17 protein-coding genes are annotated in these 21,629 nt (G+C 56.9%); 6 read left to right on the top strand and 11 right to left on the bottom strand.

The window, feature by feature from the left end:
* Positions 1-164 precede the first annotated feature (164 nt).
* Positions 165-896, top strand: coding sequence for an IclR family transcriptional regulator (locus tag BTJ39_RS00880; RefSeq protein WP_078000775.1), 732 nt, complete (start codon positions 165-167; stop codon positions 894-896).
* 39 nt (positions 897-935) lie between these two features.
* Here the strand turns inward: BTJ39_RS00880 and BTJ39_RS00875 are convergent, their stop codons facing one another.
* From BTJ39_RS00875 to BTJ39_RS00850, 6 genes are all read right to left on the bottom strand, one after another.
* On the bottom strand, positions 936-2,270 hold the full coding sequence (locus tag BTJ39_RS00875; protein WP_078001235.1) for an MFS transporter: 1,335 nt from the start codon (positions 2,268-2,270) through the stop codon (positions 936-938).
* 74 nt (positions 2,271-2,344) lie between these two features.
* The gene (locus tag BTJ39_RS00870; protein WP_078000774.1) at positions 2,345-3,619 is read right to left on the bottom strand and encodes an MFS transporter; all 1,275 of its coding nucleotides are present in this window, start codon (positions 3,617-3,619) and stop codon (positions 2,345-2,347) included.
* Entirely contained in the window at positions 3,594-4,664 is a 1,071-nt protein-coding gene (locus BTJ39_RS00865) for an amidohydrolase family protein (RefSeq protein WP_078001234.1), read from the bottom strand. Before BTJ39_RS00865 ends, BTJ39_RS00870 begins: the two co-directional genes overlap by 26 nt.
* A 260-nt stretch (positions 4,665-4,924) precedes the next feature.
* Positions 4,925-6,898 (bottom strand): Fe(3+)-hydroxamate ABC transporter permease FhuB, encoded by a 1,974-nt coding sequence (gene fhuB / locus BTJ39_RS00860; RefSeq protein ID WP_078000773.1) that lies wholly within the window; start codon positions 6,896-6,898, stop codon positions 4,925-4,927.
* Positions 6,895-7,845 carry an ABC transporter substrate-binding protein gene (locus tag BTJ39_RS00855; protein ID WP_078000772.1) on the bottom strand — a complete coding sequence of 317 codons (951 nt, stop codon included), beginning with the start codon at positions 7,843-7,845 and terminating at the stop codon, positions 6,895-6,897. The genes fhuB and BTJ39_RS00855 overlap by 4 nt, the downstream gene beginning before the upstream one ends.
* Positions 7,839-10,028, bottom strand: a complete 2,190-nt coding sequence (locus BTJ39_RS00850) for a TonB-dependent siderophore receptor (RefSeq protein WP_078000771.1) — start codon at positions 10,026-10,028, stop codon at positions 7,839-7,841. Before BTJ39_RS00850 ends, BTJ39_RS00855 begins: the two co-directional genes overlap by 7 nt.
* A gap of 178 nt (positions 10,029-10,206) precedes the next feature.
* On the opposite strand from BTJ39_RS00850, the gene BTJ39_RS00845 reads away from it, so the two are divergent.
* Positions 10,207-10,989 carry a helix-turn-helix domain-containing protein gene (locus tag BTJ39_RS00845; RefSeq protein ID WP_176110163.1) on the top strand — a complete coding sequence of 261 codons (783 nt, stop codon included), beginning with the start codon at positions 10,207-10,209 and terminating at the stop codon, positions 10,987-10,989.
* 143 nt (positions 10,990-11,132) lie between these two features.
* On the opposite strand, the gene BTJ39_RS00840 is transcribed toward BTJ39_RS00845, so the two are convergent.
* Positions 11,133-12,461 (bottom strand): MFS transporter, encoded by a 1,329-nt coding sequence (locus BTJ39_RS00840; RefSeq protein ID WP_176110160.1) that lies wholly within the window; start codon positions 12,459-12,461, stop codon positions 11,133-11,135.
* Positions 12,454-13,332 carry a nitrilase-related carbon-nitrogen hydrolase gene (locus tag BTJ39_RS00835; protein ID WP_176110158.1) on the bottom strand — a complete coding sequence of 293 codons (879 nt, stop codon included), beginning with the start codon at positions 13,330-13,332 and terminating at the stop codon, positions 12,454-12,456. Before BTJ39_RS00835 ends, BTJ39_RS00840 begins: the two co-directional genes overlap by 8 nt.
* 139 nt (positions 13,333-13,471) lie before the next feature.
* On the opposite strand from BTJ39_RS00835, the gene BTJ39_RS00830 reads away from it, so the two are divergent.
* Positions 13,472-14,380: a LysR family transcriptional regulator gene (locus tag BTJ39_RS00830; protein WP_078000767.1), complete on the top strand. Its 909-nt coding sequence runs from the start codon at positions 13,472-13,474 to the stop codon at positions 14,378-14,380.
* Positions 14,381-14,548: 168 nt separating this feature from the next.
* Here BTJ39_RS00830 and BTJ39_RS00825 read toward each other — a convergent pair whose 3' ends face one another.
* A complete protein-coding gene (locus BTJ39_RS00825) occupies positions 14,549-15,835 on the bottom strand; it encodes an MFS transporter (protein ID WP_078000766.1) in 1,287 nt (428 codons plus the stop codon).
* Between the two features lie 2 nt (positions 15,836-15,837).
* Entirely contained in the window at positions 15,838-16,971 is a 1,134-nt protein-coding gene (locus tag BTJ39_RS00820) for a mandelate racemase/muconate lactonizing enzyme family protein (protein WP_078001233.1), read from the bottom strand.
* Positions 16,972-17,078: 107 nt separating this feature from the next.
* Here BTJ39_RS00820 and BTJ39_RS00815 point away from each other — a divergent pair, with 107 nt between their 5' ends.
* Entirely contained in the window at positions 17,079-17,789 is a 711-nt protein-coding gene (locus tag BTJ39_RS00815; protein ID WP_078000765.1) for a FadR/GntR family transcriptional regulator, read from the top strand.
* Between the two features lie 628 nt (positions 17,790-18,417).
* Here BTJ39_RS00815 and BTJ39_RS00810 read toward each other — a convergent pair.
* Complete coding sequence (locus tag BTJ39_RS00810; RefSeq protein ID WP_078000764.1) at positions 18,418-18,837, bottom strand: hypothetical protein; 420 nt, start codon at positions 18,835-18,837, stop codon at positions 18,418-18,420.
* A gap of 965 nt (positions 18,838-19,802) precedes the next feature.
* Between BTJ39_RS00810 and pmrA the strand changes: the two genes are divergently transcribed.
* A complete protein-coding gene (pmrA, locus tag BTJ39_RS00805) occupies positions 19,803-20,486 on the top strand; it encodes a two-component system response regulator PmrA (protein WP_078000763.1) in 684 nt (227 codons plus the stop codon).
* Complete coding sequence (gene pmrB / locus BTJ39_RS00800; RefSeq protein WP_096777665.1) at positions 20,473-21,567, top strand: two-component system sensor histidine kinase PmrB; 1,095 nt, start codon at positions 20,473-20,475, stop codon at positions 21,565-21,567. The genes pmrA and pmrB overlap by 14 nt, the downstream gene beginning before the upstream one ends.
* Positions 21,568-21,629 lie beyond the last annotated feature (62 nt).

The following is a 21,629-nucleotide window of genomic DNA, read 5'->3' as shown; positions in this document are numbered from 1 at the left end:
TGGCTCCTGAAGTTTTACTAAGTACAACCAGAATGTACAATATAAAATAACTATAGCGATGATGATTGCCTTTTAGCCAGCGGCAACTCGGCGTTTGTGATGTAAACACGATGTAACTCACAAAATTCGGGTAAACTCAGTTGCGAGCATAAAAGGAGAAAATGATGGGTAATGAAGGCGTTATTGCTGTGGAAAAAGCGCTGGCTCTGCTGGACTGTTTTCGTCCCGGTGAAGAGAGCCTGACGCTGACGGCGCTGGCGCAGCTGTCGGGTTATCACAAAACCACGGTCTACCGTCTGATGAACTCGCTTGAACGGATGAACTATATCGTCAGATATGACAACGGCAGTTACGCGTTAGGCCCGCGCCTGCTTTATCTCGGCAAGCTCTATGAACAATCTTTCCACCTGGCGAGCGTGGTGCAGCCCGAATTACATGCTTTGGCACAGGCCTCCCATGAGAGCGCCAGCTGGTACGTCATTGATAGCGGGCAGCGCCTGTGTCTGTTTCGCGCTGAAGCCTCCGAAGGTTTACGCCACAGCCGCCTGCCCGGCACCATGTTTCCGCTGGATAGCTCGGCGATCAGTCAGGTGCTGCGCTACTGGGGATTAGGAGAGGCGTTATTTGATGACCAGCCGGCCATTCCGCTTTATACCTCCGGCGCGCGCGATCCGCACACCGCCGCCTTCGCCGTGCCGGTATTTGGCGTGAATGACAAGCTGATCTCCGCTCTGGCGCTTACCGGACCGGCATCGCGCCTGACCGAGTCACGCAAGGAGCAGGGCCTCAGTCAGCTAATGAGCGGCTGCGCCGCCCGGCTGTCCGTTAAGCTCGGCGCCAGCAAGCACTTCTGCGAACAGTTTTACGGTGCGCAGACGTTGCAAAATGGCGTTTAATCCCGGTCAGCGGCCGGTATATACCGGCCGTCGAATGGCTTAATGGGTGGTCTGGGTTTCGCTGGCGCGGCCTTCGCTTAATCGACGCCCCATCAGCAGAACCGCTATCCCACCGGCCAGACAGAGCGCGGCCAGCGGCAGCAGTGCCAGCGTATGACTGCCGGTTCGCTGGTTAATAATACCGTAGGCGTTTACCATCACCACGCCGCCAATCAGGTTGGCAATCGCCCCCACGGCCGCCAGGCCTGCTGCGGCTGAACTGCTGTCCATCCAGCCTGCCGCCAGCGCCCAGAACGGTCCCTTCATTGCATAAGCGCCCACCAGAATCAGACTGAGGATAACCACGGTTGCCGGCAGCGAAAGGTTGATAAACGCCGCCAGAACGCCAGCGGCGATCATAAACAGCGTCAGAGCCGTATGCCAGCGACGTTCATTGGTGCGATCGGAGTTACGTCCCCAGACGATCATCAGCACCGATGCCAGACCGTAAGGAATCGCATTCAGTAAGCCGGTAGTCAGATTATCAAGGTGGAATGATTTCAGCAGCTGCGGCGACCAGACGCTGAGGGTGGTCCCGGCAGAAGAGGCACCGGTATAAATCAGCGCCATCAGCCAGATATGACGATGTTTTAGCAGCTGCCAGGTCGATACCCTGGCGATATGTTTCCGCTTTTCGCGCTCGGCCCGCAGCGTGGTTTCCAGCCAGTTCCTCTGCTCGCTGCTCAGCCATCTGGCCTGATGGGGTCGATCGCTGAGCACAAAAAATGCCGCAATGCCCATCAGCACCGCCGGCAGCCCTTCGATAATAAACAGCAGATGCCAGCCGCGCAGCCCCAGCCAGCCATCCAGCGTCAGGATCAAGCCGGAGAGCGGTGAGCCGATAAAGTTTGCCAGCGGGATCGCCACCATAAAGGAAGCGATAATACGCGCACGATAGCGTGAGGGGATCCACCAGGTCAGATAAAGCACCACGCCGGGGAAAAATCCGGCCTCCGCCGCCCCAAGCAAAAAGCGGACAATGTAGAGTGAGGTACTGTTTTGCACCAGCGCCATGCACATGGAGACGATGCCCCAGCTGATCATAATGCGCGGGATCCAGAGCCGCGCCCCCACCTTTTGCATCGCAAGGTTACTGGGCACTTCGAACAGGAAGTAGGCGACGAAATACAGGCTGCTGGCAAAGCCGAAGGCCGCCTTGCTCAATCCGAGATCCTGGTTCATCTGCAGCGATGCCATGCCGATGTTGCCGCGATCGATAATGGAAACCAGATAGCTGACTATCAGAAAAGGCAGGATGCGCCAGATAACCCGGCGCATGGTTTCTTGCTCCAGCGCCGCGCTGTCTGCGGCGTGCTTCAGGCTTTGCTCAGTCATTTTTTCCTCGCAGGGTATCATTATGTTTTTCAGGAAAACGGTGCTGATGGTTCACGCATTAATGCTGATGCAGCTTAATTAAGCCTGACGCCTTTGGTTTCAGGCGCCCGCCATACCACAACCATCGCCGCCAGAAAGGCAACCACGGTGGTGGCCAGCCCGGCGGTAAACCCGCCGACGCTGGCGACGGCGCCAATCAGCAGCGGAGCGATAAATCCTCCCAGCCGACCGCCGTTATAAGCCAGCCCCATCAGAAAGCCGCGCGAGGTGGTATCGCCGATGATTTCGGCAAGAAAAGGCCCGCTACCGGCGAAAATGCCGTTTACGCCAAAGCCCGCCATAAAAATAGCCATCATCAGCACCAGCGGCTGGGTGGTAATCAGATAAAGCGCCACCGCCACCGCGCCGATCAGCAGATAGATAAGAAACATCGGTCGCCGCCCCCACTTATCCGCCAGCAGCGAAAACACCAGAAAACCAGCAATAGCCCCGGTTTGCAGCGCCAGCACAAATTTGAGGCTGTGCAGAAAGTCGAGATGCTTAACTTCGCGCAGATAGGTCGGTGTCCAGGTAAACACGCCCCAGAACAGGTACTGGATAAAAAAGATGAAGGTGAATGCCAGCAGCAATCCTTTTAAATTCTGTTTGCCCATGTCGACCGGCGCGGATCGGCTGGCGGTTTTTGCCTGCTGACGCGCCAGCCACACCGGCGATTCAGGCGTGATATAGGCCACCACCATCATGATAAATACCGGCAGCGCGCCAATCATGAACAGGTAGCGCCAGCCGCCCTGCTCCAGTCCGCCGGTCAGCGAGGTCACCAGCGCCGTCAGGCCGATAGCCAGGATGGCGCCAATCGGCAACCCCATTTGCATCAGCGCGCCGCCGCGCGCCCGACGCTCCGGGCGCCAGGTTTCGGCAATCAGCGCCGCGCCGGACGTCCACATGCCGCCCATTCCCAGCGCGCCAAAAAAGCGCAGCAGGGTAAAAATTTGCTGATTATGGGTAAACGCCAGCAGGCCGGAAAACAGTGAATAGATGGCAATGCAGATCAGCGCAGTTTTGACCCGTCCGATTTTATCGGCGACGAAGCCGAACAGAATACCGCCGATTATCTGCCCGCCGGCGGTGACGCTGATAAACAGACCCAGTTCGGTTTTACTGACGCCAAAAACGAGGCCAAGCACCGGCAGCAGCAGCGACAGCAAAAAGGAGTCGTAGCTTTCAAACGCCCATCCCAGTCCACCCAGCGCCAGAGTCCGCTTTTCCGCTGTGCTATAAGCGACAGCCTGGGGGGCTGCGCCGGGGCTAACGGACTGAACGTTATTCTGCTGCGTTTTGCTGTTCATTAATCTTCTCCAGAGAAGCTAAGCGGTAACGAGTGGCGGCAGTGCGCCAGAATAGTTGCGCCCGTTCGGCGTCCGATGCCTGCTGCGCCAGCCGTTTGCAGGCATTCCAGAACGCACCGTAGCTGAACATGCCTTTGTCTACCGGAAAATTACTGGCAAACATGCAGCGTTCAGCGCCGAACAGCGCGAGAATGGTTTCAAACCACGGGCGCCATTGCTGAGCAAGGGTCGCTGAATCAGGCGGCATCGGCGCCTCGGCGAAGGGATAGCCCATCACCGTCATGCCAAACCCACTGATTTTGATGCTGATATTAGGCAACGCCGCCAGCTGCATCATGCTGCCGCGCCATTGTTGAAACACCTCGTCGCGCCGGCCAGCGTAAGGCCCGACGCCTATCGGGCCGCCGCAGTGATCAACGATAATCTGCAGTTCGGGCAGCGCACGCGCCAGGCAGGCGATCTCCTCCAGCTGCGTGTGATAAACCCAGACGTCCAGCGGTAATCCATTGCGCGCCAGACAGGCGGCACCGCGTCGAAAATCCGCATCCGCAGACAATCCGGCCGGCGGCGATGCCGGACTTGAGGCAACCCGGGGATCCTGGTGCCAGGCCAACGGATTGCGCATGCCGCGCAGCCGACCGCCAGAGTGCTGCATCATGACATCGATAACCTGCTGCAGCCCATCCCCGGCCAGCAGGCTGGCACCGCCGATAATCGCCTCACATCCTCGCGCATCGCCGTAGTGCCCGCTGGCAAACATCGCCGCCACGCCGCTGGCGAACTCCACCTCGCCAACCGGCTTCAGCGCATCCGGACCGTCTTGCCGCAGCATTGACCGGCACTGGACGTAGACCGATGAAACAATGCGGTGTCCCGATGTCTGAATATCCTGACTGAATTCATGTGCCAGATAGCGCCCGGACTGGCGATCCCACAGATGATGATGCGCATCCACAACCTTCAGCTGTGGTAACAGCGCGTCTTCTCTGTGCAGTGCCAGCCATTGCTCTCTGACTGGCTGATGGGGTGCGTTTACGATTTCCATGCTCGCCCTCAGGTGTGCGGCTTTATCCACGGCGTTGCCGTCTGTCAGCCACTGCATTCGGACTGGCGGCGGCCATCGCAGGATTAGCTAGGTTTCACTCTGTACAACCAAGTTTTACAAAACAAAACTACTATAGCGAGGGGGCGATATTTTTATCCAGTTAATGGAATGATTAATTGATGTAAATAAGAGGTTACTCACAATAGCGTCGAACCGGGACGGGAAAGGCAGGCAAAAAAACGCGCCGTTTGGCGCGTTTTTTAACGCCCTCTGAGCATCACCAGCGCCAGATAGAGCCCGCCGATAAGTGAAACGATGGCGCCGGTGGCGATTTCATAGGGGAAACGAACCCAGCGGCCAATCCAGTCGGCACTGAGCATCAGCAGCGCGCCAAAAGAGGCGGCGGTAAGCAGAAATGGCAGCGGCTTGCCGGAACCGTGCGATTTGGCGATGTGCGGCGCGATCAGGCCAATAAATGACAGTGGACCGATAATCATGGTGGCGACGGCAGTGGCAGCCGCGCTGATCAACCACAGCGTCAGGCGAGCCAGCGACACATTAATCCCGCGACCATAAGCCACCTGGCTTCCCAACGGCAGGATCAGCAGCCAGCGCGCCAGCAGCGGCAGCGCCGCAAGCAGTCCGACAGCCGCCAGCATCACAATGGCGGCGGCCCCTGGCGTGACGCTGTAAGTGGAGCCGATAAGCAGGCTGAACAGCTGCATCACGCGCAGATCACCGCTGGCCATAGCCACCGTGGAAATGGCTTGCAGCAGCAGGGTTAGCGAGACGCCAGCCAGCAGTAATACGTCCGGGGCATAGGCGGAACGGCGCCCCAGCAGGAGTAACAATAGCAGCACCGCACCGCAGCCCGCGACACAGCCAAGCATCACGCCAGCGGTCGTTGCCTGGGTCAGGAAAATAGCACCGGTGATGCCCAGCGCGCCGCCGGAGGTGATCCCCAGCAGGTCGGGACTGGCCAACGGGTTGGCCGAGAGCCGCTGTATGATGCCGCCGGCCACCGCCAGCAGCACGCCAACGGCGATCGCCGCGCTCAGTTGCGTGATCCGCATCAGAAAACGCGGATCGCTGTAGCCGGGCATCTCCAGCTGCCAGCCAGTCAGCCCCTTACCAAGGGTAAGAAACAGCAGGCTCAATAGCGGTAACAGCATCAGGTTAAAAATAGCCATGCGAAAGGGCCGCTGCGTCCCTGGCGGCATCCTTTCAGTAACGGCAGCAGACGTCGTCCCGGCCGCACGCGCACGTGATAAATAGCCGAGAATAACCGGTGCGCCGATAAGCGTAGTCACCGCGCCGGTTGGGATCGCAATCCCCCATCCCCCGGACAATCTCCGCGCGATTTCGTCAGCCAGCCAGAGCAGCACCATGCCGATAAGCGGCGCCCAGAGCAGGCGATCGCGCAACCGGCGCGCACCGGCAAGACGCGCCAGATGCGGTCCTCCCAGTCCGATAAAACCTATCGTACCAACGCTGCTGACGATGAATGCCGTTATCAGCAGGGTGGATGCCATCGTCGCCGTCAGCAGCCAGGGTAATGAGATACCGAGGTGCTTTGCCTGGTTTTCCCCTGCTCCGTAAATCGTCATCGGTCGGATAAACAGCAGGCAAAAGCCGATACATGGCAGTAAACGCCCGCTAAGCAGCGCTATTCCGTGCCAGTCATACTGTGCCAGCGATCCCCCGCCCCAGAGCGCCATAAAATTCAGCTGGCGGAAATACAGCATTGCCAGAATAACGCCAACCGCGCTACAACACAGGTTCAGAATCATCCCAGCCAGAATTAACGCCTGCCCGGCACTGCGCCGCCGTAAGGCAATCAGCAATACCATGCACAGCGCCAGCCCACCGCCGACGAAGGCCACAGGAGCCCGGCCTAAAGTCAGCGTCACGGGAAAAAACACCGTTGCCAGCGACAGCGACAGCCAGGCGCCCGATGCAATACCCAACGTCATTGGTTCTGCCAGCGGATTGCGTAGCATCTGCTGGGCTATCACGCCGGAAAAGGCCAGTCCCGCACCGCAGACGCAGGCGATTAACAGTCGCGGCAAGTCGTTATACAGGAAGATTAAGCCAGCCGTCTGATAAGCCGAAGGCGTCAATAGCGCCGTAGACCACAGCGAGAAAGGCAGGTATTGAGTCACCCGGTTTAAAAATAAACCGGCCGCCGTAACGCTAAGCGCAGCTATCAGCACCAGAGTTAGCAGGCGCTTCATGGCAATACCTGTCGCTGTCCGAGGTCAGCATCCGGCGCGCCTGACATGATAGCGATGCCCTGCGCCAGCCGTTCGGCAAACGCCATAGCCGATGCCACGCCGCCGTTCGGCGGGATCAATGGAATCAGTACATGGCGCCCAGGCTGGCGAAAGGGTAGCGCTTGCCATACTGGATTTTGACGGAGCATCGTTTGTACCGCCGCAGACAGGGGGGCAAAGCCAACCAGCAGCGCATCGGGTTGCGCGTAAAGCGCATCATAGCCGGTGGTAGTAAAACCAGAGACCGGGGTTGGCAACGTACAGGCGTTATGCGCCCCTACCCGCTCCAGCATCTCACCGTAAAGGCTCTGCAAACCAAATAGCCGGATAAACGCCTCGTCGATAAACTGCACGATAAATATTTTACGGGCTACCTGCGTCTGGCAGGCGACAACGCGCCTTCGGGCGGTTTCGATGGCCTTCTGCGCCGATAAGATCACCGCCCGCGCCCGCTCAGTGCGGTGAAAAAAAGCGCCAAGCTGCGTCAGTGCGGCGCAGACCTGCGTAAAAGGCGAGGCGGAAGCCCCCTGCACCGCGCCAACGCTCAGCGTGGGCGCAATCTTTTCCAGCAGCGGAGCAATAGCGGCATGAGACGGACTGATAATAATTAGTCTGGGACGCAGCAGGGTAAGCAGTTCCAGGTTTGGCTGATAAATCAAGCCAACATCTTTCACTGACGCCGGCAGCGATACGCTGTGAAACGTCTGACGAAAGCCAGCAGGGTTAGCCATCGCCAGCGGCGTAATCCCCAGCAGCAGCAGCGACTCGGTCAGCATCCAGTCGAGCACCACCACGCCGCCGGCGTCAGACGAGCCATATACCGCCGTGCTGACCGGCGCCAGCGCCAGCATAGCGGACAAGCGTAGAAAATCGCGCCGGGAGATCCCCGGCGGCCTGCTATTTACCATTGATATTTAAGCCCGGCCAGTACCATTCTGCCCTGGCCCCAGTTGCAATAGCTGGTACCGGAACAGCTGGCGACGTAATGGCGGTCAAACAGGTTGCTACCGTTCAGCGAGGCGCTCCATCCGCCGAGCTTCGGCGTCAGCTGTCCAAGATCGTAACGCAGCGCAATATCCACCAGCGTTGCTGACGAGATGGTGAAGCTATTGGCGCTGTCACCGTAAGAACCGCCGATATAACGCGCTCCTGCGCCGAATTGCCACCCGGCCAGCGGGCCGGAATAGCGCGAATAATCCATCCACAGCGAAGCGGCGTTGCGGGGAATACCCACCGGCGCCTTATCTTTCGTCGCGGTCGTGCTTTCGGTGTTGGTGATATCGGTATAGGTGTAACTGCCAATCAGCTGTAGGTGGTTGCTGAGGCTGGCATGGGCCTCGGCCTCAATGCCGCGCGACCTTACCTCGCCGGTCAGCACGTTAAAGCCCTGATGCTGTGGATCGGACGTCGCCACATCGCTTTTCGTCAATTGGAACAACGACAGGGTAATAAAGCTATTGCTCTGCTTAGGCTGGAATTTCACCCCGGCTTCATATTGCTCGCCCTTCGAGGGGGTAAAGGCATGACCATCAAAATCCGCCCCCACCTGCGGCTGGAAGGACTGGGAGTAGCTAACGAAGGGAGCAATGCCGTTATCAAACTGATAAACGCTGCCCAGACGCCAGGTAAACGCGCGGTCCGCCTGATGTTTCACTTCACCCGTTTTATAGGATTTGGTGTCGTTATCCGCCCAGTCTTCGCGCATTCCCAGCAGAAATGACCAGTTTCCGATATCGATCTGATCCTGGCCGTAAACCCCAAGCTGCTTGAGTGTTACCGCCAGCGAGGTGGCATAGAGAAAGTCGGGTGCCGGAATGCTCTGCCCGTACTGCGGGTTGCTGACGTTCAGGCCGGGCGCTGGCGAGCTGTAAAACCAGTGATCGTAGTCGATATGCTGATAATCGACGCCAAAGGTGGCCTGATGCGACAAAGCGCCGGTGCTGAAAGCGGCCGTCGCCTGGTTATCGAGCGTATGGGCGTGGACGCTGCCGGTATTGAGATAAGCCGTACGCTTTAACGTGGTGCCATCAGCATTAAAACCGTCATTGCCGACATACTGCACCGTCTGGTTATTGCGCAGGTAACGGTAGCTTTGTTTAACCGACCAGACATCGTTAATTCTGTGCGTCAGCGTCTCGCCAATTGCCCCCTGCGTCTTACGAAAGCTGTCGAAGTCAGGCTCGCCGGGGTTAAAGCGACGTGATACCGCCGTCTGACCGCCGAGCGGGAAAGAATTGTAATAGCCGGCGTCCGGATCGGTCTGATAATTACCGTACAGCGTAAAGCGGGTATCATCACTCAGCTGCCAGGCAAGGCTCGGTGCAATCGAGAAGCGCTTCTGTTCAACAAATTTGGTTTGCGTATCGCTGGCAAAACCATCCGCCACCACCCGGAACAGAACATTGTCGTTCTGGTCCAGCGCCCCGCCAATATCGAAAAATCCTTGTCGGCGACCGTAGCTACCGGTTTGTACTCCAACCTCATTGACCTGATGGCTATCGGGCAGCTTGCTGACCATGTTCACCACGCCGCCCGGCGAGCCCTGGCCATAAAGCACCGAGGCCGGGCCGTGTAATACTTCGATACGCTCAAACATATAGGGATCGAAGCTGGTGACGTTAAAGCCAAAACCGCCCGCTGGCCCGGGGGTATAAAGCCCGTTCCATAGCTGATCAACCAGAAATCCCCGGGCATACAGATACTCAAGCGAATCGGTATTCGCACCGCGCTGCTCAGAAGCAATGCCGGAGGTATAGCGCAGCGCCTGGGCAACGCTCTGGACATTCTGCATGGTCATTTGATCGCGCGTCACCACCGAGATCGACTGCGGCGTTTTAATCAGCGGCGTGTCGGTTTTCGTCCCGGCCGTGCTGCGTTTAGCCACGTAGCCATATACCGGTCCGGTGCCGGTCTCTGCGGCGGGCTGCGCCGTGACAACCATGACGTTCTGCCGGTCATTCGCAGCGGCTGCGGGTGCCGCGGATGCCATTGCAGAAGGGAGTAAAGACAGAACCCCGTAAATAAAAAGTGGATATTTCCCCGATGGTGAAGAAAGCGCACCAGCAACCCCATAAAATTGCGAAAATTTCATGTCATCAATTCCGATACGAATAAAGCATGGCCTATGGTTTTAGTTTATAAATAAGAATGAAAATAATTTCTATTTTCATTTCTTGATGATACCAAAGGCGGTGCTAAGATGTACTGCCAATAAGTTTTGCAAAACCGACATTCTATGGCGCTATTTGCGCCTGATACGGGGAGATATTGTGGAAGAGACGTGGCAACTATTTTCCGGTGAACGCTATCAGCCGCAGTCGCGCCCGGTGATCGCCAATACTTATGCGTACCGCAATGGCGAAAGAGTTGCCTGGCATTCCCACGAGCAGCTGCAGTTTGTCTTTACCACCCGCGGCGTGCTGAGGATTATTACCAACGGCGGCACATGGACACTTGGCCCCCATCGCGGCTTACTGCTAATACCGCGTATCGGCCATGAGCTTCATGCTATCGGCGAAACCCTGATGCATAGCATCTATATTGAACCCGACAGGTGGATTAATCACAAAGAAAACTGCAGCGTGCTGATGGTTTCCTCTCTGCTGCGCGAACTAACACTGGAGATGGTGAAGGAACGTAAGCTGGAGAAATATACCCTCACTGAGATGATTACGCCGCTGCTGCTGCAAGGGCTATTTGAGGCGCAGGAGCTTCAGGAAGGCTGCCTGCCGCTGCCGGCAGACCGCAGATTGCAAAAAATCTGCAAAGGTTTAATGACCGCACCGGCAAACTGCGAATCGCTCAAAGCATGGGCCGATCGCATTGGCACCAGCGACAGAACCTTAAGTCGGCTGTTTTTGCAGCAGACCGGCTATACCTTTGGCCAGTGGCGCCAGCAGCTGCGGCTGGTGGAATCCATTAGCCGGCTGGCCAAGGGCATGCCCGTCGCCACTATCGCCGCCGAGCTGGGCTATCGCAGCTCCAGCGCCTTTATTACCATGTTTAAAAAAGCGATGGGCGATACGCCGCAAGGCTATTTCAAAAGATCATAGTGTTGCCGTTAGCTGCCAGCCCGGCGTGGCCCCATCCACAGCGGACTTCGGCGTGAAAGCAGGGTCGGACGCCGCCCCTGCCCCTTAGTCATGACGCCAGCCTTAAGCCGCCGCGTTGCCGGAACGCCTTCCTCCCTCTACCGTCAGCTGTCCTCCTTGTGCAACAGCGATGATCGGAAGGTTTCGGGAATTTTTAAGGTAACCAGTAATACCAGTACGGTAACCACCGTCATATACACCGCGGGGGCAATTTTGCTGCCGGAGCTGGCAACCAGCCAGGTGCCCAGATAAGGCGCCGTGCCGCCAAACAGCGCATAAGCGAGGTTAAGACTGACCGATGACGCACTGAAGCGCGTTCGGGTGGGGAACAGTTCTAACAGCGTGATGGGCAGCGGCCCCCAGAACAGGCCGGATACCGCCGCCAGCAGACACTGCCCGGCAACCGCGCTCCAGAAGGTGCCTTGCGCTGCAATCATATAGGCCGGGATGGTGAGCAATGTGCACAGCACAATCGAGGTAATCAGAATCGGTTTTCTGCCGTAGCGGTCAGCCAGGATGCCGCCAATGTTCATCATTATAAATGCCACCAGCAAAGAAATTCCGTTTGATATCAGCGCCTTGTTTGCGCTAAGCCCAACGGTATTTTGCAGATAAGACGCGAAATAGCCGCTCAGGGTATAAAAACCCAGGCTGCTGAGCGCCGATAAGGCAAAGCAGAACATCATGGCGGTTTTATGCTGCCTGAAAGCATCGCGCAGCGGCTGTGAGGAAACTTTTTTGGCGCTCACCGTCGCCTGATACACGGGGGATTCATCCACCATACGGCGAATATACAGCCCGATAAACGCCAGCGGACCGCTAATCAAAAACGGGATGCGCCATCCCCAGCTTTCATACTCATCCGGCGCCAGCAAATTAATGGTACAGAGCACGCAGGCAGCGGCGAAGATCGGCGCGACATTTGAAAATGAATAGGTAAAAGCAACGTACCGGGCGCGCTTGCCATCCGGTGAGTGCTCGGCAACAAAGGAGTTTGATCCGGTCGACTCGCCGGCGGCGGAAAGCCCCTGCACCAGCCGGCAAACCACCAGCAGTATTGGCGCCATCAGGCCAATATCGTTGTAGCCGGGCAGCAGCCCCACCCCAACGGTCGCCGCCCCCATTAGCAGGATGATTAACGCCAGTACGCTTCGCCTGCCGATGCGATCGCCGAGAATGCCAAATACCACCCCGCCGACGGGCCGCATCAGGAAACCGACGGCATAAGCGGCAAAGGCCGCCAGCAGCCCGGCGACCGGGTCCGCGCCGGGAAAAAAAACGTTGGCGATAACCGTCGCCGAATAGGCATAGATAACAAAATCGTACCATTCGACGAACTGTCCAATTGCCGCGGAGGTCACCACTTTTCGGAATTGATTATCCGTCGCCGCCGCGCTTGCCGGCTCCGAAATTGCCGAAGAATGACTATTCATGGCGAGCATCCCCGCGCTGCGCTACGGCGAGCGGGCTATGGTGATTTTGCACCACGGCATAACGACGTTGGGAAACGCAGGGTAATATTTCACGAACCTGATTCTGGCGCGTCATAGAAACCAGGGCGGTTGCTAATCCGGCGCATTCAGGAACGGCGGCAATCGGGATCCCCAACGGATCAACCACCATACTCAGACCCGCAGAGCCAGGCGCAGGCTGGCAGGATGCCACCACAAAGCAGGTATTTTCCAGCGCACGGGCTTTAAGCAGCGTTGTCCACTGGGATTCTTTCAGCGGCCCTGCCACCCATCCGGATGACACCACCAGCATATCGGCGCCCTTATCGATCAAGGCGCGCGCCATTTCCGGAAAACGCAGGTCATAGCAGTTGATCACGCCAAAGCGGATGCCTTTAATGGTAAACAGACTCAGCTCGGCAAACTCCGGTTGCAGTTCAACCAGACGATGCTTGCTGGACTCACAAAAGTTAAAAGCATCGTAATTATGCAGCTTGTCATAGCGCGCAATTTGGGCGCCTGAGGCATCGATCACAATCACAGTATTAGTCGATAAATTGCCTTCAGCTTTGCCATACATTCCGGCTACGATGGCGATCTGGTTACGCTGTGCAATTTCTTTCAGGCTGTGCTCAAAATAATCGGCATACTCACGTGCGGTCTCAGCGATCACGTCTCCCGGCTGCGTAAAATCAAACATGACGGCTTCAGGAAATACGATCATATCCGAGCCTGCTTGCGCCGCCTGGGCTGACATTTCAGCCATTGATTCAACGTTTCGCTTAACGTTATCCGAGCCGGCCAGCTGTGCGGCGGTGACCAGAATTTGTGGTAAGTTGCGGTTGTCAGACATCATTTTCTCCTGTTTTTTTATCAGATATACGCGGCTTTCCAGTGCATCGCGGACTGTGGGGTACAGGATCGATATTTGTGTCTGCGAGGAACAAAGTCCAAGATCAATTGAGGGGGCTATTGATGCCGGATGGTTATCAATGACGCGCTTGCCTAATCTGGAGCGCCTGCAAACGTTTTTAGTGGTGGCGCAAACGCTCAGCTTCAGAGCCGCCGCGCAGAAACTGTTTATCGCCCAGCCGGCGGTAAGCCGTGCGGTTAAAGCGCTGGAGGAGGAGCTGGGCTTAGTCCTGCTGACGCGCACCACCCGCCAGGTTTCGCTCACCGCAGCCGGAGCGCTGCTGGCGGAAAAAGCCAGCCTGGCTTTTGATCAGCTTCACCTGGCGGTGCGTTCGGCACGCCAGGCCGCAACGGGAGAAGCCGGAACCCTGGTTGCCAGTTATTCGGCGCTTTCCACCCACAGCCGGATGTCAGAAATCGTGGTTCGCTTTAAAGAAAAATGCCCGCAGGTTCGGGTCAGTACCTATCTGATGTCCTCAGAAGAGCAGCTGCTGGCACTTAAGCGCGGCGAAATCGATCTGGGCTTTATGCTATCAGTCGCCTGTAGCGATCCCGAACGTCATATCATTATCGACCGGGAGCAGTTTATGTTGGTGCTGCCGCGCAGCCATGCGCTGGCGAGCGCCTCAGGCGTTCACCTCGCCGACCTGGCTGGCGAGTCGTGGGTGGTTGGCTCGATTAGCAGATGGCGTTCTTTTCGCGCCCTCCTTGAAGGGGCCTGTGTTAAAACCGGCTTTTTACCGAAAATAGTCGACGAAGGCGACGATATTCCCGTTCTGCTGCGCCTGGTTTCCATGGGGATGGGAATTACCGTACTGGGCTCTTCGCTGCGGGGCGCCTTGCCGGCTAATCTGGCCGGTATTCCCATTGTTGATGCGCACGCCACTTTTTCTATCAGCCTGGTCTGGGAGGACTATCTGGCCGGGTCGCTGGCGGGAAATTTTATTGAATTTACTAAAGCCTGGTTAGCGTCAACTCCAACCCCGTAGCCGACAGAGCGGGTGGTTATCGCTACTGCACGTCCGGCAAGCCGCTTCCCTGTCCTGGCGGCAATGCCAAAGGGGGATTAGCGCAAGTGCCAGCCCAATACAGTCTTGTTTAATTAACGGTAAAATTAATACCTGCGGCGGTTTTAAGCCGCCGCAGGTCATTATCAGCTAGTTGAGCTGCTGGCTATCCGCCCCCAGCGGCGGCCGATTGGCCGCCGGTTTTCTTTGCAGCCGTCCCCATAGCATTAATGACAAGCCACCGCACACCACAATAATGCCGATCACCACAAAGCCCGCCAGGTACGAGCCGGTTTTCATATACATCATACCGACCAGCAGCCCGGCAATGGTGCCGCCGCCGCCGGAACCGATGCCGTTGATAATTCCGGCAGCCGGCCCGGTAGCACTCGGCGCTACGCTATTTTGGATCAGCGACCAAATGTTTGGCGTAAAGCTGCTGGCGTAGTACCCCATCGCGACGGTAATCAGCGCGATTTTTAACACCGCGCTGTCGATCAGCGGCAGCGTAATAATCAGACAACCCGGAATCAGCAGCCCCAGCGAGGCAATCAGTACCCGCCGGTTGGTTTTATCACTGATACGCGCAATAGGGATCGCCAGCAGCACCGCCGCCAGATAAGGTACCGCGCTGGCAATGGCCTGAGAGAAGCCGGTAAAGCCGAGCGAGCGCACCACCAGCGGGATCCACAGGGTAATCCCCCAAAACAACATACTCTGTGCAATGTAGGTAAAAATCAGCAGGAAAAATGCCGGACCGCCAAAGGATGCCAGGCTCAGCTTCACGGCTACCGAGGAATGCACTTTTTCATCGCGATAAGGCGCCTCCGCTTCCGGACGAAGATTTTTCATGTACAGCGGAACGATAACCACCAGCCCCAGCCCGCCGGTAATAAAAAACAGCACGCGCCAGCCAAAAGCGTCATAAAGCGGCGTCAGCACAATAAAACCCAGCGCCAGCGCCAGATACTGACCGTAGAACTGCACCACGCTGTTCGCCCGGGTGCGCTGCTGCGGCGAAAACCATGCGCGGGCAAAACGTGACTGCTGCGGCCAGTAGATACCTTCGGTAATGCCTAAAATCACCCGGCAAATCAGCAGTACCCAGATGGAGTGAGTAAAGCCGACCGCTACGGTAGCAATTGACCACAACGTCACACACCAGAGCGCCACCCGTTTAGGGTCGGCGTTGCGGGTAAATAACCCGCCCAGAATGTTGGCAATGGTGTAGCCAATAAGAAATGTGGTCAGCGCCCAGCTGGAGACCTGGGCAAAATTGCTGCCGGCGAAGCCTAAATCCTGTGAAAGTTCGGGTAGCGCAACGGACAGGTTGGTACGATCAAGATACGACACAAACATCCCGATCAGCAGGGAACCGCCTATTTTTAGCCATGGGCTGTCAGAGGCCTGCTGCGGAGTATGATGTTTTGGTTGCATGATTAGTTTACCTTGTAAGCCTGCAAAGCCTGGCGGTTAATCTCAATGCCAAGCCCTGGCCCCTGAGGAATAGCGATGCGTCCACGCTGATGGCTAATCGGCGTTTGCAGAATGTCCATACGCACCGGATGTTCGGTCTGATCAAATTCAAAAATCGGCTGCTGCGGATTCAGCGACGCCGGGGTGTGGCTGGGCACCATCGCCACGAACTGCAAGGATGCGGCAATGCCGATACCGCTGCCCCAGACGTGCGGATTAGTACGCACGCCAAAGCTCCATGCCATATCAGCGATTTTCTTACATTCGGACAGGCCTCCGGCGGCGCAGATATCTGGCTGAATGATGTCCATGGCGTGTTGCGTCAGCACCTCGCGAAAGCCCAGCCGGGTGTATTCGCACTCCCCGCCGGCCAGCGGTATCGCCAGCGCGGCTTTCACCGCCTTATAGCCGGCGAGATCCTCCGGCGGCACCGGCTCTTCAAACCAGCTGATATCGTACTGCTCGATTTGCCGTCCGAGCTGAATGGCGGCTACCGCGTCATAGGCATGGTTCGCATCCACCATCAGCTCAACGTCGGGGCCGATAGCCTCACGCACCGCCGCCGTGATGGCCACGTCCTGCTTGACGCCAAAGCCCACTTTCAGCTTCACCGCGGCAAATCCCTGCTCGACGTAGCCCGCAGCCTCCGCAGGCAAATACTCCAGCGGATTGCCCTCGCGACGGCGATACAAGCCGGTAGCATACGCCTGCACGTCATCCCGCCGGCTGCCGCCCAGCAGCTGATACGCCGGGCAGGAGAAATACTTGCCGCGGATATCCCACAGGGCGATATCGATGCCGCTCAAACCTTCAACCACCAGCCCTTTCTGGCCGTGATCGCGCAGGTTGGCGTAAATCTCCTCCCAGAGGAAATCACTTTTCAGCGGATCGGCGCCGATAAGCCAGGGCGTAATGCCACGCACCACCGCCTCGGTCATGATGGCAGGCCCGTAGCACTCTCCCCAGCCCGTCAGGCCGTTGTCAGTTTCAATTTCCACCAGCATCGCGGTACGGGTGTCATACCAGGCGCGGGAATAGGAGAAGGGCGCGCTAAGTTTTGCCGACAGGATGTGTGTTGTTACCTTTTTGATTTTCACTTTTAACCTCATATCTGCCACGTAAACCGAACTTACTGATATAGTTAACAGCAATGGTTAACTCATAAAATATGATAAATATGATTTTTTGACGGAGTTCATAAAATATGATTTTTTCCGCCTCATTGAAGCGTACTATGGCCGATCAGCTGGTTGAGGATATTGGCCGCCAAATCATTGACGGCAGACTGCAGCCCGGCAAACTTTTGCCCAATGAAACCCAGCTGCTGGAACACTACGGCGTCAGCAGAACCGTGCTGCGCGAAGCGCTTCAGGTATTGATCTCGAAAGGAATGCTTGATTCACGCCAGCGGAAAGGCACCACCGTGCGGCCAAGAACCGCCTGGCAGCAGCTCGACCCGCAGTTTCTGGACTGGCATAACGAAATGGGCGACAGCGTGGAGACCCTGGCGCAGCTCATGGAAGTTCGCCGCATCGTTGAGCCGCCTGCGGCGGCGCTGGCCGCCACGCGCGGTAGTAAAGAGGACAAGGCGCACATTGAGGCCGCCTATGAAAAAATGTACGCGTCCAAAGGTAATGTTGAGCTGTTTATCCGTGCCGACCTTGAATTTCATACTGCCATTCTGCAAGCCAGTCACAATCAGTTTTTACTGCCGATTGCCAATGCCATTCGCACGACAATGATCATGTCATTGCGCCAGACCAACCCTGACGCCAACGAAAACCACGCGGTGTCGCTGCCGCTGCATAAAACGCTGCTGGAGCACATTCTCAACGGCGATGCCGCAGCGGCCAGCGCCGCAATGCAGCACCATCTGGATGACACAGAACGACGCCGGCAGCGGGCACTGCGTTAGCTGCGCAGAGTCAGAAAAACGCCGTTATCAATTTTAAACGGGCACCGTTTTCAGCAAACTGGCTCACCAGCAGGCTTTTCTGCGCCGGGCAAATGAAGCCTGGCAGGGGAAGCGGCGAAAGTAAGCGCTGCGCCGGGAACGCATCGCGAACGACCCGCACGGTTGGCAAACGGCAGACCCTCATTGCTGCAAGCCCGGCACCCAGGTCACAGAAAGCCCGGCTGCTTCCCGCACCGGCACAAGCACGTCCATGTGGCCTGGTGCGCAAACGGCAGACCTTCATTGCTGCAAGCCCGGCACCCAGGTCGCAGAAGGTCCGGCTGCTTTTCGCACCGGCACAAGCACGTCCGTGTGGCCTGGTGCGTAAACGGCAGACCTTCATTGCTGCAAGCCCGGTACCCAGGTCACAGAAGGCCCGGCTGCTTTCCGCACCGGCACAAGCACGTCCGTGTGGCCTGGCGCACGGCCATCCCTGGCCGCGAGCCTGCTGAAATCAGCCGGGCCTTCTCCTCCCCCGTAAACTTCTTCATCGCTTTAGTAAAAAAACCAAGTCTGCGCCGGACTGAATACCGGTAACCTGTCTTTTGCTTTTTAATAAAAAACGGATGCCGTTTCCCACAAACCTGTATCAACAGGCTTTTCTGCGCCGAACGAATGAAGCCCGCCAGGATGAGCCGCAGGGATGCGGCGAAAGTAAGCGCTGCGTCGGGAACGCATCGCGAACGGCCCGTACGGCGGGCTGAAGCAGTGAGGGAAGGGCGCAGCCACGCAGAAACTGCCGGAAGTCCGGGGTCAAGGGGCCATGACGTTTGATGGCCCCTTGCCGGTCGCCCGCAGCGGCGGGCAAATAAGTCACCTGCCTGGCAGGCGAACGGAACAACCCACCAGAGGTGAATAAATCAGCCACCAGCTCGATAGCAACGTTGAGATGCCAGCAAATCTGCTTCCCAACGCTGTTATCGATTAAAAACGGATGCCGTTTCCCACAATCCTGCACCAGCAGGCTTTTCTGCGCCGAACGAATGAAGCCCGCCAGGGTGAGCCGCACGGATGCGGCGAAAGTAAGCGCTGCGTCGGGAACGCATCGCGAACGGCCCGTACGGCGGGCTACATGCGTGAGGGAAGGACGCAGCCACGCAGAAACTGCCGGAAGTCCGGGGTCAAGGGGCCATGACGTTTGATGGCCCCTTGCCGGTCGCCCGCAGCGGCGGGCAACGATGGCACTCGCCGCACAGGCGAACGGAACAGTCCACCATGGGTGAAATAAGCAACCCACCTAAGGTGGAGAAATCAGCCACCCGCTCGATAACAACGTTGAGGTACCAGCAAATCTGCGCCCAACGCCGTTATCGATTAAAAAACGGATGCCGTTTCCCACAACCCTGCTCCAACAGGCTTTTCTGCGCCGAACGAATGAAGCCCGCCAGGGTGAGCCGCAGGGATGCGGCGAAAGTAAGCGCTGCGTCGGGAACGCATCGCGAACGGCCCGTACGGCGGGCTACATGCGTGAGGGAAGGGCGCAGCCACGCAGAAACTGCCGGAAGTCCGGGGTCAAGGGACCATGACGTTTGATGGCCCCTTGCCGGTCGCCCGCAGCGGCGGGCAACGATGGCACTCGCCGCACAGGCGAACGGAACAGTCCACCATGGGTGAAATAAGCAACCCACCTAAGGTGGAGAAATCAGCCAGCCGCCGCACAGGCGAACGGAATAACCCACCGGCGGTGAAGAAATCAGCGCCCCCTATCCTACAAATATTAAGCTGAGCTTAAGCACCTTAAGGTTCACTTAATCTTACCTGTCGATGATGGACGCTTTAGCGGTTGCATCCGGGCAACCGCGCTACCGGCAAATGGAGCAGGTATCGGTATCTGAGGCATTCATTTTGCTGAAAATGCAACCAATCGGCGTACCGCGTACTCCAAAAGTGAACACAATCCACCCGCGCTGCCAGCAGGCAAAATAGCTGGTCACAGTGGCAGCGCCGTAACCAACCTTAAGCGGAGTGATTTTAATGAAAATACTGGTGGTTGAAGATGATCAGCTGCTGCTACAGGGTCTGGTTACTGCGCTGGAAAGTGAAGGCTATATTTGCGATGGCGTTTCGACGGTGCGCTACGCAGAAGCCTGCCTGGCTGGCGGTCATTACAGCCTGATCATACTCGATCTGGGACTGCCGGATGAGGACGGGCTGCGCTTTTTGCTGCGCCTGCGGCGGCAGAAAAACAGGCTACCGGTATTAATTTTAACGGCCCGCGATACCGTGGCCGACCGCATTATCGGTCTGGACTCAGGGGCTGATGATTATCTGGTTAAACCGTTTGCCCTTGATGAGCTGATGGCCCGCATCCGTGCGCTTATTCGCCGTAGTGAAAACCAGGGCGAAGATTGGGTTGAGGTGGGGGAATTAGCGCTAAACATCGCTGCGAAACAGGTCAATCATGCGGGAAAGCGGCTGGAGTTAACGCCGAAAGAGTACGCTATTCTGGTACGTCTGATGCTCAAAGCCGGACAGGCAGTACATCGGGAAATTTTATTTAACGATATCTATAACTGGGCAAGCGAGCCTTCAATCAATGCGCTGGAAGTGCATATTCATAATCTGCGTGACAAAGTGGGCCGTTCAGCCATTAAAACCATTCGCGGCTTTGGCTATGCGCTGATTAAGCCAGAGGAGCAAGGCAATGCCAGCAAATAATTTTGTTATGCAACGATACAATACGCTGCGTTTCAGACTTATGGTGGTCATCGGATTTATTATTTTATTTTGCCAGATTATCAGCGTCTGCTGGTTATGGCACGAAAGCAAAGAGCAAGTTGGCTTTATGGTCGAAGCCGCTCTGAATAATGTCGACAAACAACAGCATATCGATAAAGAGATCAGAGAAGCGGTTTTCAGTCTGGCGATGCCCAGCGTAATGATGATTGTGATGACGCTGGCGCTTTGTTATCAGGCGGTAACATGGATTATCCGCCCGCTGTCCGCGCTACAATCACAGCTAGAAAGTCGTAGTGAAAACGACCTCACGTTAATCAAATACCAAAAGTCGGTGATTGAAATCGATGCTGTCGCTCAGGCGATTAACCGCCTTATCGCGCGTCTGACAACCAGCCTTGAGCGGGAGCGACTGTTTACCGCCGACGTTGCCCATGAGTTGCGCACGCCGCTGGCCGGACTGAGGCTGCACCTTGAGCTGCTGGAAAAAAAGCAGCATGTTACGGTGCGCCCGCTGATACACAGACTCGATCAGATGACCAGCAGCGTGTCGCAGCTGCTGCAGCTGCTGCAGCTTGCCCGCGTCGGCCACTCGTTCGCTTCAGGTAACTACCAGGAGGTGGAATTAAAACAAGATGTCATTTTACCGATGGCGCAAGACATGCGTTCGATGCTCGCTTCGCGCCAGCAGCGGCTCGATATAATCACAAATGCCGGATTGAACGTGCGTGGCGACGCAACCCTTCTTAGGGTGCTACTGCGTAACCTGGTTGAAAATGCCCACCGCTACAGCCCCACAGGATCGGTAATCACCATCAGAGGCGAAGCATTAAGCGAGCCGGTGCTGATCGTTGAAGATCAGGGGCCGGGCATTGATGAAAGTAAAAGCGGCGAACTCAGCAACGCTTTTACCCGCATGGATAGCCGTTACGGCGGCATTGGTCTGGGTCTAAGTATCGTCACCCGCATCGCGCAGCTGCACAGAGCGCAATTTATTCTGGAAAATCGTCAGACGCAAAGCGGTAGCAAAGCATGGGTTAAATTCCAGAAGCACCAGGCGTGACGCTGCAATGCCGGCGTAATAAAACCTGTCGGGCTGCTTATATAGTCATTTAACACAATACA

It is taken from the genome of Izhakiella australiensis (genome assembly GCF_002006995.1).
GTDB lineage: Bacteria > Pseudomonadota > Gammaproteobacteria > Enterobacterales > Enterobacteriaceae > Izhakiella > Izhakiella australiensis.
This window is presented reverse-complemented; position numbering and strand designations above follow the sequence as displayed.